We start from the raw sequence: 16791 nt of genomic DNA on the forward strand, positions 1-16791 counted from the left end.
GCCACAGGGCAGCTTTCCCTGTGGCGCGAAGGCCCACAAGGCCGTACGAGGTGAGGGAATCGGCCATAACGCCTGTGACGGATGTGTCGGGATCTGCGTGTGATGCGGGACGTGCACGAGAGGGGCCGGCGGGGGCGGCCGGACCACCCGGGGTCGCACACCCCGAGCCGGTCGCGCGCCGTGGTTGCGGGACACCCTAACGTCGAGGGTGACGGAGCGGCGCACACAGCGGTGCGTCCCCTCGGATTCGTACGTCCCCTGTAAAGGTGGAATACGTGAAGGCCATTCGTCGATTCACCGTGCGTCCCGTCCTCCCCGACTCCCTTCAACCGCTCAGCGACCTCGCGCGCAACCTGCGCTGGTCCTGGCACACCGAAACCCGAGAGCTCTTCCAGGCCGTCGACCCGGTGGCCGGCCGGACGGCGGAGTGCGACCCCGTGCGCCTGCTCGGTGCCGTCTCCGCCGGACGCCTCGCCGAGCTGGCCGGGGACGAGCAGTTCCTGCACCGGCTCACCGAGGTGTCCGCCGACCTCCGGGAATACCTGGAGGGCCCCAGGTGGTACCAGGAGCAACGCGACCGGGGCGACGGACTCCCCGCCGCCATCGCCTACTTCTCACCCGAGTTCGGAGTGACGGCGGCCCTGCCGCAGTACTCCGGCGGACTCGGCATCCTTGCCGGAGACCATCTGAAGGCCGCCAGCGACCTGGGCGTTCCGCTCATCGGCGTCGGCCTGCTCTACCGCCACGGCTACTTCCGCCAGAGCCTCTCGCGCGACGGCTGGCAGCAGGAGCGCTACCCCGTCCTCGACCCCAACGAACTACCGCTCACACTCCTGCGCGAGGCCGACGGGACGCCCAGCCAGGTCGTCCTCGGCCTCCCCGGCGGCCGCTCCCTGCACGCCCAGATCTGGCAGGCCCAGGTGGGCCGGGTGCCGCTGCTGATGCTCGACTCCGACGTCGAGGACAACGCCCCCGTCGAACGCGAGGTCACCGACCGCCTCTACGGCGGCGGCAGCGAACACCGGCTGCTCCAGGAGATGCTGCTGGGCATCGGCGGGGTGCGCGCGGTGCGGACCTACTGCCGCCTCACCGGCCATCCGGACCCCGAGGTCTTCCACACCAACGAGGGGCACGCCGGCTTCCTCGGACTCGAACGCATCCGCGAGCTCTCCGGAACGGGCCTCGACTTCGACGCCGCGGTGGAGTCCGTCCGCGCCGGCACCGTCTTCACGACCCACACCCCGGTCCCGGCCGGCATCGACCGCTTCGACCGCGAGCTGGTCGCCCGCCACTTCGGCGACGACGGCGAACTGCCCGGCGTCGCGGCCGACCGCATCCTTCACCTGGGCACGGAGACGTACGCCGGAGGCGACCCCGGCGTCTTCAACATGGCGGTCATGGGGCTCCGGCTCGCCCAGCGGGCCAACGGGGTCTCCACCCTGCACGGCGCCGTCAGCCGCGAGATGTTCGCCGGTCTCTGGCCGGGCTTCGACCCGCCGGAGGTGCCGATCACCTCCGTGACCAACGGGGTCCACGCACCCACCTGGGTCGCACCCGAGGTCTACCGGCTGCGTACCGAGTCCGGCTCCACCCCCGGCCGGTGGGACTCCGTCGCGCACATTCCCGACCGGCAGCTCTGGGACCTGCGCCGCACCCTGCGCGAACAGCTCGTCACCGAGGTTCGCCGACGGCTGCACGACTCCTGGCGCACCCGCGGCGCGGAGCCCGCCGAACTCGGCTGGATCGACGGCGTGCTCGACCCCGGCGTGCTGACGATCGGCTTCGCCCGCCGGGTGCCCTCGTACAAACGCCTGACCCTGATGCTGCGCGACCGGGACCGGCTGCGGGGGCTGCTCCTGCACCCCGAGCGCCCGGTCCAGATCGTCGTGGCGGGCAAGGCGCACCCGGCCGACGACGGCGGAAAGCGCCTGATCCAGGAGCTGGTCCGGTTCGCCGACGACCCCAGGGTGCGCCACCGAATCGTCTTCCTGCCCGACTACGGGATGGCGATGGCCCAGAAGCTCTACCCGGGCTGCGATGTCTGGCTGAACAACCCGCTGCGCCCGCTGGAGGCCTGCGGTACGAGCGGGATGAAGGCGGCGCTCAACGGCTGCCTCAACCTGTCCGTCCTCGACGGCTGGTGGGACGAGTGGTTCGAGCCGGACTTCGGCTGGGCCATCCCCACGGCCGACGGTTCCGCGCTGGACGAGGACCGGCGCGACGACCTGGAGGCGGGCGCCCTCTACGAGCTGATCGAGGACCGGATCGCACCGCGCTTCTACGACCAGGGCGAAGAGGGGCTTCCCGGGCGCTGGATCGAGATGGTCCGCAGCACACTGGGCACGCTCGGCCCCAAGGTGCTCGCCGACCGGATGGTCCGTGAGTACGTGGAGCGCCTGTACGCCCCCGCGGCGCAGGCCCGGCGCTCCCTGGACCCCGCCGCGGCACGGGAGCTCGCCGGCTGGAAGGCCAGGGTCCGGGCGGCCTGGCCGCGGGTGGCCGTCGACCATGTCGAGGCGGTGACGCCCACCGCGGCCGGCGGTTCGGCCGAACTGGGCTCCACGCTGGCGCTGCGGGTCCGGATCACCCTCGGGGCGCTGGACCCGGACGACGTGGAGGTGCAGGCGGTGGCCGGCCGCGTCGACTCCGCCGACGCGCTCTCGGACGCCCAGGTCTTCCCGCTGAAGCCGGCGGGCGGCCAGGACCTGGAGGGCCGCTGGCTGTACGACGGTCCGCTCGCCCTCGACCGCACCGGTCCGTACGGCTACACCGTGCGGGTGCTGCCGGCCCACCGGCTGCTGGCCACCGGCGCCGAACTCGGCCTGGTCGCCCAGCCGACGGAGGCCACGGGCGAGGGCGCGGGCGTGCTGATGCGCTGAACCGCCACACGCCGTCCGCCCGGGAGGAGTGATCTCCTCCCGGGCGGGATGCCGCGTCAGTCGCGGGTCATGCGGTGGTGCGGGTGGGGGCCGACCGGTCTCAGAAGGTCAGCTTGAAGCTGTTGATCTTGCCGGTGTCGCCCGAGTAGACGTCCTGGACCTTCAGCTTCCAGGTGCCGTTCGCCACCTCCGAGGAGGCGTTGACGGTGTACGTCGTCTTGACGTCGTCCGCCGAGTCGCTCGACGAGGAGTTCTTCAGGCGGTAGGCGGTGCCGTCCGGGGCGACGAGGTCGATGACCAGGTCACCGCGGTAGGTGTGGGTGATGTCCACCCCGACCTTGAGGGTGCTGGGGGCGTTGCCGGTGCGGCCGGTGACGTTGACCGAGCTGGTGACGGCCGAACCGCGGTCGGGGATGGAGACGGCGGTGGCGTTCTCGAAGACCGTGCCGCCGGGGTCGGGGTCGGTGCCACCGGGACGGGTACCGACGTTGATGCCGGCCCAGGCGTTGGCGACGGCGGTGTACTCGGCGCTGGTCGTGCCGTACAGCTCACCAGCGGCCGCGAGCGTGCCCGTGCGGGCAGACGCGTAGTTGGTCGTCGAGGTGAACTTGGTGGTGAGCGCCTTGAACCAGATCAGCGCGGCCTTGTCGCGGCCGATGCCGGTCACCGGCAGGCCGTCGGAGGTCGGGGAGTCGTACGAGACGCCGTTGATGGTCTTGGCGCCGCTGCCCTCCGAGAGGAGGTAGAAGAAGTGGTTGGCCGGGCCCGACGAGTAGTGCACGTCGACGTTCCCGATGCCCGAGTACCAGGCGTCCTTGGACGCGCCGTCCTTGCTCGGCTTGTCCTGGTAGCGCAGCGGGGTGCCGTCGCCGTTGATGTCGATCTTCTCACCGATGAGGTAGTCGCCCTTGTCGGTGGCGTTGTTCGAGTAGAACTCGACGGCGGTGGCGAAGATGTCGCTGGTCGCCTCGTTGAGGCCACCGGACTCACCGCTGTAGTTCAGGTCCGCGGTGTTGGACGTGACACCGTGCGTCATCTCGTGCGCGGCGACGTCCAGCGCGGTCAGCGGTGAGGCGTTGCCGCTGCCGTCGCCGTACGTCATGCAGAAGCAGCTGTCGTCCCAGAAGGCGTTGACGTAGTTGTTGCCGTAGTGGACGCGGGAGTACGCGCCGACGCCGTCGCCCTTGATGCCGGTCCGGCCGTGGACGTTCTTGTAGTAGTCCCAGGTCTCGGCCGCACCGTAGTGGGCGTCCGCCGCCGCGGTCTCCGTGCTGGTGCCGATGCCGTCGCCCCAGACGTCGTCGGCGCCGGAGAAGAGGGTGCCCGTGCCCGACGTACCGTGGTTCAGGTTGTACGTCTTGTGGTTGCCGCGAGTGGTGTCGGTCAGGTTGTACGACCCGGATGACCCGGAGGTGCCCAGGGTGACCTGGCCGCTGTACTCCGTGTTGCCGACGCCGTTCTCGATGGCCTGCCACTCGTAGAGCTTCGCGCCGGAGGTGGCATCGGTGATGACGTGCAGGGCGTTCGGGGTGCCGTCCTCCTGCAGTCCGCCGACCACGGTCTCGTAGGCGAGCTGCGGAGTGCCCGAGGCCATCCAGACGACCTTGCGGGGCGCCTTGTCGGCCGCGGTCTTCGACGAACCGTCGGCCTTGGCCAGGCCGACAGCCTGCTTCTCCGCGGTCGCCGGGGCCACGTCCGCGGTCAGGTCGACGGCCTTGAGCTGCGCCGAGCTGGCCTTGGAGGCCTTGGTGACGCTCTTGGTCACGCCGGCCTTCGACTCCTGGACGACCAGGTCGCCGCCGAGGACGGGGAGGCCGTCGAAGGTGCGCTCGTAACGCGTGTGCGTCGTGCCGTCGTTGTCCTGGATGACGTCCTTGACGACGAGCTTCTCCTGCGAGCCGAGGCCGAGCTCCTTGGCGGTGGCCGCCCTGCTCGCGGTGGCCTCGCGGATCAGCTCGGCCCGCTGCGAGGGCGAGAGCTGCTTGGCCAGCGCGCCGGGACGGGCCTGCGAGGCGGCGGCGGGCGCCTGGGCGGTGCCACCCGGTGTGGCGGTGGCTGTGCCGGTCTGGACTCCTACGGCGAGGAGGGCTGCTGCGGCTATCAGAGCGCCGGTCGCGGTGGTACGACGGCTGAGCGTGGATCTCACGCGGACTCCTTCTGCGAGGGGGGTACCGGCGGTTGGGTGACCGTCCGGGCAGAGCAAGCAGTGCGCAGAACGGGGTGAAGAGTGTCAGCAGAAGGCGTTGTCTGTCAGGACCGCGTCAATAAGTTGGCCGGAATTCGTCCGTTGCCGGAATGGTCATGTTCGTTAAGCGGACGTTTCGCCGATCATCACCGCGATGTTGCCCGGGGGGCCCGGAAGCCCGAACGTGCAGAGGGCGTTGAGGTTCGGCCCATGGATGACGTGTTCGAAAAGAGTGTGAAGAACCGGGAAGTTCCCACCTGGCGAGACGGCGCGGAACTGTGGCTCGTTCCGCGCCGTCCGGCGCCCCAGCCGGACGCCTACGGCATCAGGCCAGGCTCTCCCGCCACGCGCGGTGCAGGCCGGCGAACCGGCCCGTGCCGCCGATGAGTTCGGCCGGGGCGCCGTCCTCCACGATGCGGCCGTGCTCCATCACCAGGACCCGGTCCGCGATCTCCACGGTCGACAGGCGGTGGGCGATGACCACCGCGGTGCGGCCGTGCAGCACGGTGTCCATCGCGCGCTGCACCGCCCGCTCGCCCGGGATGTCCAGGGAGCTCGTCGCCTCGTCGAGGATCAGGACCGCCGGGTTGGCGAGCAGGGCGCGGGCGAACGCGACCAGCTGGCGCTGGCCTGCCGAGATCCGGCCGCCCCGCTTGCGTACGTCCGTGTCGTACCCGTCGGGCAGGCCGGCGATGAAGTCATGGGCGCCGATCGCCTTGGCGGCCTGCTCGATCTCCGCGCGGGTCGCGTCCGGGCTGCCGATCGCGATGTTCTCCGCGACCGTGCCGGAGAACAGGAAGGCCTCCTGGGTCACCATGACGACCCCGCGCCGCAGTTCGGGGGTGGCCAGGTCCCGCAGGTCGGTGCCGTCCAGCAGGACCCGGCCCTCTGTCGGGTCGTAGAAGCGGGCCAGCAGTTTGGCCAGCGTCGACTTGCCCGCGCCCGTCGAGCCGACCACGGCGACCGTCTGGCCCGCGGGAAGGGTCAGGTCGAAGCGCGGCAGCACCTCACCACCCGTGCGATAGGCGAAACGGACCGCGTCGAAGACCACCGCACGGCCCGGGTGGTCGCCCGTGAGCGGCGGCAGCTCCCGCGGCTCCACGGCCTCGGGGACGGTGGGCGTCTGGGCCAGCAGCCCCGCGATCTTCTCCAGCGAGGCCGCCGCCGACTGGTAGGAGTTGAGGAACATACTGAGCCGGTCGATCGGGTCGTAGAGTCGGCGCAGATACAGGACCACCGCGGCCAGCACGCCCAGCGCCAGGCTTCCGGAGGCGACGCGGTAGGCACCCCACAGGACGATTCCGGCCACGGCGGTGTTGGCGACCAGCCGTGACCCGACGACGTAACGCGCGTTCTCCAGCATCGCGTTGCCGTTCGTGCGCCGGTGTTCGTGGTTCAGCTTCCGGAAGACCTCGTCGTTGACCGGCTCGCGGCGGAAGGCCTGGACGGGGCGGATCCCGTTCATCGTCTCCGCGAACTTCACGATGACCGCGGCGATCGCCGTCGACCGCGACGCGAAGATCACTGCGGCCCGCCGCTGGTAGAGCCGCACCAGCAGGTACAGCGGCACGAAGGACAGGACGGCGACGGCGCCCGTGCCGAAGTCCAGCCAGAGCAGCATCAGGGAGATGGAGACGAAGGAGAGGAAAACTCCGATCAGCTCCTGCAGACCCTCGCTGAGCAGCTCCCGCAGCGACTCCACATCGGTCGTGGAACGGGAGATCAGCCGCCCGGAGGTGTACCGCTCGTGGAAGTCCACGCTCAGCGCCTGCGCATGACGGAAGATCCGGCCGCGCAGATCGAGCAGCACGTCCTGGTTGACTTGCGCGGAGGCCCGGATGAAGGCGTACTGCATGGCGCCCGCACCGGCCGAGCAGAGCGCGTAACCGAGGGCCACCGCGATCAGCGGCCCGTAGGCGTCGTCCCGGAACGCGGGCACCCCGCTGTCGATGGCGTACGCCACGAGCAACGGCCCCGCCTGGACCGCGGCCTGCTGGATCAGCAGGAACAGCGCGGCGACCACGACCCGGCCCCGCATCGGCCGCAGCAGCGAGACGAGCAGGGCGCGCGTGGCGCCGCGCGGGGCGGGCAGGTCGTCGCGGTCGAAGTCGTCCCCGGGCCGCTCGGCGGGTGCGTCGGCCGCCGCTTCCGGGGCTGCCTCCGGATACCCGGTCTCCTCGCTGTCGCCCGGCCCGGTGGGACGGCCGGTCGTGGTGCTCGTCATCGGGTGCTGCTCTCCTCGGCAGGGGCGTGCACGCCCGGAAGGTCAAAGGCCGTCGGGTCCGAAGCGGGTACGTCGGTGGGCACTTCGCCGCCCGGGACACCCGCCCCGGACATCAGCCAGGCGTACTCGGCGTTGCTGCGCAGCAGTTCCTGATGGGTGCCGACCGCGCTGATCCGGCCCTCCGACAGCAGGGCCACCCGGTCCGCGAGCATCACGGTGGACGGGCGGTGCGCCACCACGATCGCCGTGGTCTCCTCCAGCACGCGCCGCAACGCCGCCTCGACCAGCGTCTCCGTATGCACGTCAAGCGCGGAGAGCGGGTCGTCGAGCACCAGGAAGCGCGGCCGGCCGACGACGGCCCTCGCGAGAGCGAGACGCTGGCGCTGGCCACCGGAGAGGCTGAGGCCCTGCTCGCCGACCTGGGTGTCGATGCCGTGCGGCAGGTCGTGGACGAAGTCGGCCTGCGCGACCGACAGCGCCCGCCGCAACTCCTCCTCGCCCCCGCCACCGGCGCCCATCAGCACGTTCTCCCCGACGCTCGCCGAGAAGAGCGTCGGCTCCTCGAACGCGACCGACACCAGCTCCCGCAGCCGTTCACGCGGCATGGCCGTGATGTCCTCGCCGTCCAGCGTGATCCGGCCCGACGTGGCGTCGTGCAGCCGGGGGACGAGCGCGGTGAGCGTGGTCTTCCCGGAACCCGTGGCCCCCACCAGGGCCATCGTCTCGCCGGGCCGGATCCGCAGGTCGATCCGGGCCAGTACGGGTACGGAATCCTCCTCCGCGTCCGGGTAGCGGAACCCGACGCCCTCGAACACCATGCCGCCGGCCTCGGGGTGCCCGTCCGGGGCGGCGCCCCCGCGCACGGCGGTGTCCTGCTCCTCCGCCACGTCCATCACCTCGAAGAACCGCTCCGTCGCCGTCGCCGACTCCTGGCTCATCGCCAGCAGGAAGCCGATCGACTCGACCGGCCACCGCAGCGCCAGCGCCGTGGAGAGGAAGGCGACCAGGGTGCCCGCCGAGAGGCCGCCGTCCGCGACCTCGATCGTGCCGAGCACCAGCGCCGCCCCGATGGCGAGTTCGGGGATCGTCGTGATGAGGGCCCAGATGCCCGCGAGCAGCCGCGCCTTGCCGAGCTCCGTGGTGCGCAGCCGCTCGGACAGCGCCCGGAAGGCGAGGGCCTGGCTGCGGTGCCGGCCGAAGCCCTTGATGATGCGGACGCCGAGGACGCTCTCCTCGACCACCGTCGTCAGATCGCCCACCTGGTCCTGTGCCCTGCGCGCCACCACCGAGTACTTCGTCTCGAAGAGCGAGCAGATGATCACCAGGGGCACGACGGGGGCCAGCAGCACCAGGCCGAGCGTCCACTCCTGGAGCAGCAGGATCACGAAACCGACCAGGATGGTGGTGGCGTTGACCAGCAGGAAGGTCAGCGGAAAGGCCAGGAACATCCGCAGCAGCATCAGGTCCGTGGTGCCGCGCGACAGCAGCTGACCGGACGACCACCGGTCGTGGAAGGCCACGGGAAGGCGTTGCAGGTGCCGGTAGAGGTCGGCCCGCATCGACGCCTCGACGCCGGCCAGCGGACGCGCCACCAGCCATCGCCGTACGCCGAAGAGGATGGCCTCGGCGATTCCCAGCAGCAGCAGGAACAGCGCGCCGAGCCAGACACCGCCCGGGTTCTGATGGGCCACCGGGCCGTCGACGATCCACTTCAGTACGAGCGGGATCACCAGGCCGAGACACGAGGCGACGATCGCGATCAGGGCGGCGCCGAGCAGCCGGTTCCGCACTGGCTTCACATACGGCCACAACCGCAGCAGGGTCTGCGCGGCGGACCGGTCCTTGGGCTCTGCATGTTCTTCGGGCATCAGGGGCGAGCCTACGTTTCACCACTGACATCGCTCATGTGGTTTTCCTCGCCCGGCCGAGATACGACGACAGGACCGGACGACAGTCGTAGGGCGGCATCAACCGATCGGCCGATGCCGGTTCGAGCGCGTTGGCGGATGCCGCGAAGGGCCCCGCGCCCGCGATGCTCACAGGCATGGCAATCATCGAAGTGAACGGGGTGCGCAAGACCTACGCCGGCCGCCCCGTGGTCGACGGAGTGAGCTTCTCCGTGGACGAGGGGGAGATCTTCGGGATTCTCGGCCCCAACGGCGCGGGCAAGACCACCACGGTCGAATGCGTCGAGGGCCTGCGGGTCCCCGACGCCGGCACGGTCCGGGTCGCCGGTCTCGACCCCGTCGCCGACCACGACCGTGTGACGCTCCTGCTGGGCGCGCAGCTCCAGGAGAGCGAACTGCAGCCGAAGATCACTGTGGGCGAGGCGCTGGAGCTGTACAGCGCCTTCTATCCGCACCCCGCCGACTGGCGCCCCCTCGCCGAACGGCTCGGGCTGCACACGAAACTCACCACCCGGTTCGGCCGGCTCTCCGGCGGCCAGAAGCAACGGCTGTCCATCGCGCTGGCCCTCGTCGGCAACCCCCGGGTCGTGGTCCTCGACGAGCTGACCACCGGACTGGACCCGCGGGCGCGCCGCGACACCTGGCAACTGATCGAAGAGGTACGCGCCGGCGGGGTCACGGTCCTGCTGGTCACCCACTTCATGGAGGAGGCCCAGCGCCTCTGCGACCGGATCGCCGTGATCGACAGGGGCAGGCTCGCCGCCCTCGACACCCCGTCCGGCCTGATCACCAGGGCCGGCAGCTCCACGGCCATCTCCTTCACGCCCTCCGAGCCGCTCCCCGACGCCGAACTGGCCGGGCTGCCCGGAGCGACCTCGTACGAGACAAAGGACGGACGGATCGCCATCAGCGGTACCGACGAGACCGTCAACGCCGTCATCTCGCTGCTGGCCCGGCTCCGGATCACCGCGCACCGCCTCCGTGTCGCCGAAGCCACGCTCGACGACGCCTTCCTCGACCTCACCGAGCACCCCGGCCCCGCGGACGAGCGCGGCCTGACAGAACAGGCAGCCTGAGATGGCCACGGCGAACACCGTCCCGACACACCCGCCCCGCGCCACCTCCGCCGGCCCGGTGCTCGCGGTCCTGAGGTCCGAGGCACAGCTCTTCCTCCGCGAACCCGGCAGCCTGTTCTGGATCCTCGCCTTCCCGACCGTCCTGTTGACGATCCTCGGCCTGATCCCGTCCTTCCGGGTGCACGACGACGGGCTCGGCGGCCGTCGCGTCATCGACCTGTACGTCCCCGTGGCCGTACTGCTCGCCATGATCATGGCCGGGCTTCAGGCGATGCCTCCCGTGCTCACCGGCTACCGCGAACGCGGCATCCTGCGCCGCATGTCCACCACCCCCGTGCGGCCCTCCGCCGTGCTCGGCGCGCAGATCGTCCTGCACGGAGCCGCCGCGCTCGGCTCCACCCTGCTGGTGATGGGCGTCGGCCGGATCGCCTTCGGAGTGCGACTGCCCGGACAGCCGTTCGGATACCTGCTCGCGCTGCTGCTGGCCGTCGCCTGTGTGCTGGCGCTGGGCGCGCTCGTCTGCGCCGTCTCGCGCACCACCAAGATCTCGGCCGCCATCGGCTCGGTCGTCTACTTCGTGATGATGTTCACCGCGGGCGTCTGGGTGCCGGTGCAGGGCATGCCCGACACGGTCCGCCGCTTCGTCCAGGCCACCCCGTTCGGCGCGGCCTCCCAGGCACTGGACCGCGCGGCCACCGGCGCTTGGCCGAGCTGGGCGTACCTCGGGGTGGTGGCCCTGTGGACCGTACTGGCGGCGGCCGCCGCGATCCGCACGTTCCGATGGGAGTAGCCGCAACGGGGCAGACTTCACCCATGAACACGGGGGAGACGACGGCCGAGCAGTGGTGGGAGCGGTTCTTCCGGCACGGACCCTACGGGCTGTTGGGCCTGGCCACCCTGGTCTCGGCCGTGACCAGCGGGCTCATCATGACCCGCACCGATGTGTACGCCGCCGCGGCGCTGCTCCCGGCGGCGCTCGCCCTTCAGCTCTGGTGGAGCCGCGTCTCGGCCCGGGCGGGATCCGGGACGGCGCAGTGCTACTTCGCCGTCCGCACGCTGCTCGCCTTCGGGCTGACCTGGTGCAACCCGTTCTACTCGATCTACGCGGTCCTCGGCTACTTCGACGCCGGCCGGGTGCTTCCGCAACGGCGCATGCGGGCAGGGCTGTTGGTCACCGCCGTCATCATGGCGGGTTCGCAGTCCGGCAGTGGCCTGCCGCCCACCACCCTCATGAACTGGGTCGTCTTCGCCATCGTGCTGGGTGTGCACGTGAGCCTCACCATGGTCTTCGCGCAGATCGGCAACCGGGAGGCCGAGCAGGCGCGTACCCAGACCGACACCATCACCGCGCTGGAGTCGGCCAACGCCAGGCTCGAACAGGCCCTGGCGGAGAACGCCGGGCTGCACGCCCAACTCCTCGTGCAGGCACGGGAGGCGGGGGTGGCCGACGAGCGGAGCCGGCTGGCCGCCGAGATCCACGACACCATCGCCCAGGGGCTCACCGGCATCATCGCCCAGCTCCAGGCCGTCACCTCCACGGCGGAGAGCGACCCCGCGCTCGCCGGGGAGCACCTCGCCAGGGCCGCCGCACTCGCCCGGCACAGCCTCGGCGAGGCGCGTCGCTCCGTGCACAACCTCGTCCCGGCCGCGCTGGAGCACGACGATCTGCCCGGCGCGCTGAAGAAGACGGTCACCACTTGGTCCGAACGGACCGGCGTCCGGGCCGAGTTCACCGTCACCGGCACTGCCGAGCCCCTGCATGACGAGGTCGGCGCCACCCTGCTGCGCATCGCCGAGGAGGCCCTGGCCAACGCGGCCCGGCACGCCGGAGCGTCCCGGGCCGGCATCACCCTGTCCTACATGGGCGACGAGATCTCGCTGGACGTACGGGACGACGGCCGCGGCTTCGACCCGGCCGCGCTGCCGCCGTACCGGGGCGCCGGCGGATTCGGGCTGGGCGGCATGCGGGCCCGCGCCGAACGCATCGCGGGTACCGTCGAGGTGGAGACCGGCCCCGACCTCGGCACCGCCGTCTGCGCCCGCGTTCCGATGGTCCGGAGCGGCTGAGGAGGCCGGCGCAGTACCGTTGGCGGCTATGGCTCATGAACCCGCACGCGTCATCACCCTGATCGTCGTCGACGACCACCCCGTCGTACGGGACGGACTGCGCGGCATGTTCGAGTCGGCGGCGGAGTTCAGGGTGCTGGGCGAAGCGGCCGACGGCGTCGAAGGCGTCGACATGGCCGTCCGGCTCGACCCCGACGTCGTCCTCATGGACCTGCGGATGCCGGGCGGCGGCGGAGTCGCGGCGATCAGCGAACTGACCGGGCGCGGCGCCCGTTCCAAGGTCCTCGTCCTCACCACGTACGACACCGACTCCGACACCCTGCCCGCCATCGAGGCGGGCGCCACCGGGTATCTGCTCAAGGACGCACCGCGCGACGAACTCTTCACCGCCGTCCGCGCCGCCGCCGACGGCCGCACCGTCCTCTCGCCCGCCGTCGCCTCCCGGCTGATCTCACGGGTGCGCACCCCCGTCCCGCCCGGCCACGAGGCGCTGTCCGCGCGCGAGCGCGAGGTGCTCGGACTCGTCGCCCGGGGGACGTCGAACCGCGAGATCGCCGCCGAGCTGTTCATCAGCGAGGCGACGGTGAAGACCCACCTCACCCATGTCTTCGCCAAACTGGGCGCCAAGGACCGCGCCGCCGCCGTCGCGGTCGCCTACGAACGCGGCATCCTCGGCTGAAGGCGGCGCGTCACGACCTCACCCGCAGCAGCAGCACCGACCTCGCCGGCACCGTGAAGACCGCGCCGCCCCGGTGGACCGTGCCGGGTGCGGCGGACTGGTCCTCCCGCGAGGTGTCCAGGACCAGTTCGTACGCGTCCGCCCACGGTGGCCCCGGCAGCAGGAAGTCCGCGGCCCGGTCCCCGGCGTGCAGGACCGCCAGGAAACTGTCGTCCGTGACCGGTTCGCCCCGGGCGTCGCGGCCCGGGATGTCGCGGCCGGAGAGATAGAGCCCGACCGTGGCGGCCGGCGCGTACCAGTCCTCCTCCGTCATCTCCGCACCCTGCCGGGTGAACCACGCCAGGTCCCGCAGTCCGTCCGGCGCCTGGGCCCGCCCCGAGAAGAACGCCCGGCGCCGCAGCACCGGATGGGTGTGGCGCAGCGCGAGCACCCGGGCCGTCAGCTCGGTCAGCTCCCGCCACTGCGGCTGCTCCAGCAGCGACCAGTCCACCCAGCCGATCTCGTTGTCCTGGCAGTAGGCGTTGTTGTTGCCGCCCTGGGTTCGGCCCATCTCGTCGCCCGCCACGAGCATCGGTACCCCGGTCGACAGCAGCAGCGTGGTGAGGAGGTTGCGCAACTGGCGCCGGCGCAGCGCGTTGACGCCGGCGTCCTCGGTCTCGCCCTCGGCCCCGCAGTTCCAGGCCCGGTTGTCCGAGGTGCCGTCCCGGTTGCCCTCGCCGTTGGCCTCGTTGTGCTTGTGCTCGTAGCTCACCAGGTCGCGCAGGGTGAATCCGTCGTGCGCGGTGACGAAGTTGACCGAGGCGTACGGCCGCCGGCCGCCCCACGCGTACAGGTCGCTCGACCCGGTCAGCCGGTAGCCGAGATCGCGTACGTCGGGCAGGGCGCCGCGCCAGAAGTCCCGTACGGCGTCCCGGTACCGGTCGTTCCACTCCGTCCACAGCGGGGGGAAGGCCCCCACCTGGTATCCGCCGTTGCCGACGTCCCAGGGTTCGGCGATCAGCTTCACCCGGCGCAGCACCGGGTCCTGGGCGATCACCGCCAGGAACGGGGACAGCATGTCGACGTCGTGCATCGAACGGGCCAGCGCCGCCGCGAGGTCGAAGCGGAATCCGTCGACGCCCATCTCCGTCACCCAGTACCGCAGCGAGTCGGTGATCAGCCGCAGCACGTTCGGCTGCACCACGTGCAGGGTGTTGCCGCATCCCGTGTAGTCGGCGTACCGGCGGGCGTCGGGCTGGAGCCGGTAGTAGCCGCGGTTGTCGATGCCGCGCAGCGACAGCATCGGGCCCAGTTCGCCCGCCTCGGCCGTGTGGTTGTACACGACGTCGAGGATCACCTCGATCCCCGCGTCGTGCAGGGCGCGCACCATCCGCTTGAACTCGCCGACCTGTCCGCCCGCCGTGCCGCTCGCGGAGTACGCGGCGTGCGGGGCGAAGTAGCCGATCGAGTTGTAGCCCCAGTAGTTGCGCAGCCCGCGCCGCAGCAGATGGTCCTCGTGGGCGAACTGGTGCACCGGCAGCAGCTCCACCGCCGTCACCCCCAGGCGCTGGAGATGGCCGATGGCCGCCGGGTGCGCGAGACCTGCGTACGTGCCCCGCAGCTCCTCCGGGATGCCGGGGTGGCGCGCGGTGAAGCCGCGGACGTGCAGCTCGTAGATGACGGAGTCGGCCCACGGCGTCTTGGGCCGGCGGTCCTCGGCCCAGTCGTCGTCGTCATGGACGACCACTCCCTTGGGGACGTACGGAGCGGAGTCCCGTTCGTCGCGCACGGTGTCGGCGACATGCTGCTGTGGCCAGTCCCTCACATGGCCGTAGACCTCGGCCGGAAGGGTGAAATCGCCGTCGACGGCCCGGGCGTACGGATCGAGGAGCAGCTTCGCCGCGTTCCACCGCGCACCCGTCCACGGATCCCAGCGCCCGTGCACCCGGTAGCCGTAGCGCCGGCCGGGCCCGACACCGGGCACGAAGCCGTGCCAGATCTCGTGGGTCAGCTCGGTCAGGGCGAGCCGGGTCTCGGTGCCGTCCGCGTCGAAGAGACAGAGCTCGACGGCCTCCGCCCCGCCGGCCCAGAGGGCGAAGTTGGTGCCGGCGACCCCGTCCGGGCCCACCCTGTAGCGGGCGCCCAGGGGTGTCGGCGCCCCCGGCCACACGGCGGGCGGCGGAGGGGCCGCCTCGGCGGACCGCCCGGATCCGGCGGCGGGCGCCCGCCGTGTGGCCGGTCCGGACGGCCCCGTACCCGTCCTCGGCACTGCCTCCTGCTCGGCTGCGCTCGACACCTGCTCGCCTCCCGCGGCTCGTGGGGACCGGCACCATAAGGGGGGCGTGCGGCGTCCCGGCCGCGGCTCCCCGAGTGTGGTCGTCCCCTCTGTTCTGCCCACGACGGGGCCCGCACTCACGTTTCCCCCGGCCCGCCCCCGTCGTTGGGGGGACGTGAACCACGTAGCGAAGAAGGCAGGGGCGAGCCCGGCGACCGTGAAGGCCCGGTCGGGACTGCTCGCCGTACTGGCCGTACTGGCTGTCCTGACGGGCTGCTCGGGTACGGATTCGATCATCGGCGGGAAACCCCGCTCGCCGCAGGAAGCCATCCGGATCACCCCGCGGGACGGGGCCGAGGACGTCGCGCCGGACAGCCGGGTCGAGGTCAAGGTCCCCGACGGGCGGCTGGAGAGCGTCGAGGTGACCCGGATCGAGGACGCGCAGGAGCAGAAGGTGCGGGGCCTGATCGCCGAGGACGGGCTCTCCTGGTCCCCGCAGGGGGCGTCCGCCCGGCTCGGGCTCGCCGCCAAGTACAGCGTCGACGCCGTGGCCGTGGACGGTGCGGGGCGCCGCGCGGCCCGCCACACCACCTTCACCACGGCGGTCCCCGAGCACCGCTTCATCGGTTACTTCAAACCGGAGAACCGGTCGACGGTCGGCACCGGCATGATCGTCTCGTTCGAGTTCAACCGTCCCGTCACCCGCCGCGCCGCCGTGCAGCGGGCCATCCGGGTGACGGCCGATCCGGCGGTCGCGATCGCGGGGCACTGGTTCGGCGACAAGCGCCTGGACTTCCGCCCGGCCGCCTACTGGCAGCCGGGCACCGAGGTGACCGTCGAGGTGGGGCTGCGCGATGTGGAGGGGGCGCCGGGGGTGTACGGCAGCCAGCGCAAGACGGTCCGGTTCACCGTCGGCCGGGAGCAGGTGTCCCGGGTGGACTCGGCCGCGCACACGATGGAGGTGCGCAGGGACGGACAGTTGGTCTCCACCGTCCCGATCACCGCGGGCTCCCCTACGACGACCACGTACAACGGCAGGATGGTGGTCAGCGAGATGCACGAGGTGACGCGGATGGACGGGCGGACCGTGGGCTTCGGCGGCGAGTACGACATCAAGGACGTCCCGCACGCCATCCGGCTGACCGAGTCCGGCACCTTCCTGCACGGCAACTACTGGTCCGACGAGGACATCTTCGGCTCGACCAACGTCAGCCACGGCTGCATCGGGCTGCGTGACGTGCAGGGCGGCAGCGGCTCCACGCCGGCCGGCTGGTTCTTCGACCGGACGCTGATCGGGGACGTCGTCGAGGTCGTCAACTCCAAGGACAAGAAGGTCGCTCCGGACAACGGCCTGGGCGGCTGGAACATGGACTGGAAGCAGTGGAAGGCGGGTTCCGCAGTCCGCTGACGCCCCGGGGCGTCCCCCCCGTTACCTTTTCTGTGGCCCCGCAATGGGGCGCCTGGCCCCCGGGCCCGGTATGGCTGTGTGCCCCCTGTCGAAGTCGATGACCTGGGGGGTG

10 protein-coding genes are annotated in these 16791 nt (G+C 71.4%); 6 read left to right on the forward strand and 4 right to left on the reverse strand.

Features of this window, described 5'->3' with window-relative positions; genetic code table 11:
* The first annotated feature begins 275 nt into the window (after positions 1–275).
* Positions 276–2879, forward strand: a complete 2604-nt coding sequence (gene glgP / locus ACIBJG_RS16780; RefSeq protein WP_399308259.1) for an alpha-glucan family phosphorylase — start codon at positions 276–278, stop codon at positions 2877–2879.
* A gap of 100 nt (positions 2880–2979) precedes the next feature.
* Here glgP and ACIBJG_RS16785 read toward each other — a convergent pair whose 3' ends face one another.
* The 3 genes from ACIBJG_RS16785 to ACIBJG_RS16795 form a co-directional block, all read right to left on the reverse strand.
* Positions 2980–5025, reverse strand: a complete 2046-nt coding sequence (locus tag ACIBJG_RS16785) for a M4 family metallopeptidase (RefSeq protein WP_399308260.1) — start codon at positions 5023–5025, stop codon at positions 2980–2982.
* Between the two features lie 364 nt (positions 5026–5389).
* Entirely contained in the window at positions 5390–7288 is a 1899-nt protein-coding gene (locus ACIBJG_RS16790; RefSeq protein WP_399308261.1) for an ABC transporter ATP-binding protein, read from the reverse strand.
* Complete coding sequence (locus tag ACIBJG_RS16795) at positions 7285–9156, reverse strand: ABC transporter ATP-binding protein (protein ID WP_399308262.1); 1872 nt, start codon at positions 9154–9156, stop codon at positions 7285–7287. The genes ACIBJG_RS16790 and ACIBJG_RS16795 overlap by 4 nt, the downstream gene beginning before the upstream one ends.
* 176 nt (positions 9157–9332) lie before the next feature.
* Between ACIBJG_RS16795 and ACIBJG_RS16800 the strand changes: the two genes are divergently transcribed.
* The 4 genes from ACIBJG_RS16800 to ACIBJG_RS16815 are packed head-to-tail and all read left to right on the forward strand — an operon-like array spanning position 9333 to position 13017.
* Entirely contained in the window at positions 9333–10271 is a 939-nt protein-coding gene (locus tag ACIBJG_RS16800; RefSeq protein ID WP_399308263.1) for an ABC transporter ATP-binding protein, read from the forward strand.
* Between the two features lies 1 nt (position 10272).
* Entirely contained in the window at positions 10273–11061 is a 789-nt protein-coding gene (locus ACIBJG_RS16805) for an ABC transporter permease (protein ID WP_399308264.1), read from the forward strand.
* 23 nt (positions 11062–11084) lie between these two features.
* Positions 11085–12338, forward strand: coding sequence for a sensor histidine kinase (locus tag ACIBJG_RS16810; RefSeq protein WP_399308265.1), 1254 nt, complete (start codon positions 11085–11087; stop codon positions 12336–12338).
* Between the two features lie 28 nt (positions 12339–12366).
* Entirely contained in the window at positions 12367–13017 is a 651-nt protein-coding gene (locus ACIBJG_RS16815; RefSeq protein WP_399308266.1) for a response regulator, read from the forward strand.
* Between the two features lie 10 nt (positions 13018–13027).
* Here the strand turns inward: ACIBJG_RS16815 and glgX are convergent, their stop codons facing one another.
* Entirely contained in the window at positions 13028–15292 is a 2265-nt protein-coding gene (gene glgX, locus ACIBJG_RS16820) for a glycogen debranching protein GlgX (protein WP_399308267.1), read from the reverse strand.
* A 154-nt stretch (positions 15293–15446) separates the two neighbouring features.
* Between glgX and ACIBJG_RS16825 the strand changes: the two genes are divergently transcribed.
* The gene (locus tag ACIBJG_RS16825) at positions 15447–16679 is read left to right on the forward strand and encodes an Ig-like domain-containing protein (RefSeq protein ID WP_399308268.1); all 1233 of its coding nucleotides are present in this window, start codon (positions 15447–15449) and stop codon (positions 16677–16679) included.
* Positions 16680–16791: the final 112 nt, after the last annotated feature.

Source organism: Streptomyces sp. NPDC050422, assembly GCF_044458665.1.
Taxonomy (GTDB): domain Bacteria; phylum Actinomycetota; class Actinomycetes; order Streptomycetales; family Streptomycetaceae; genus Streptomyces.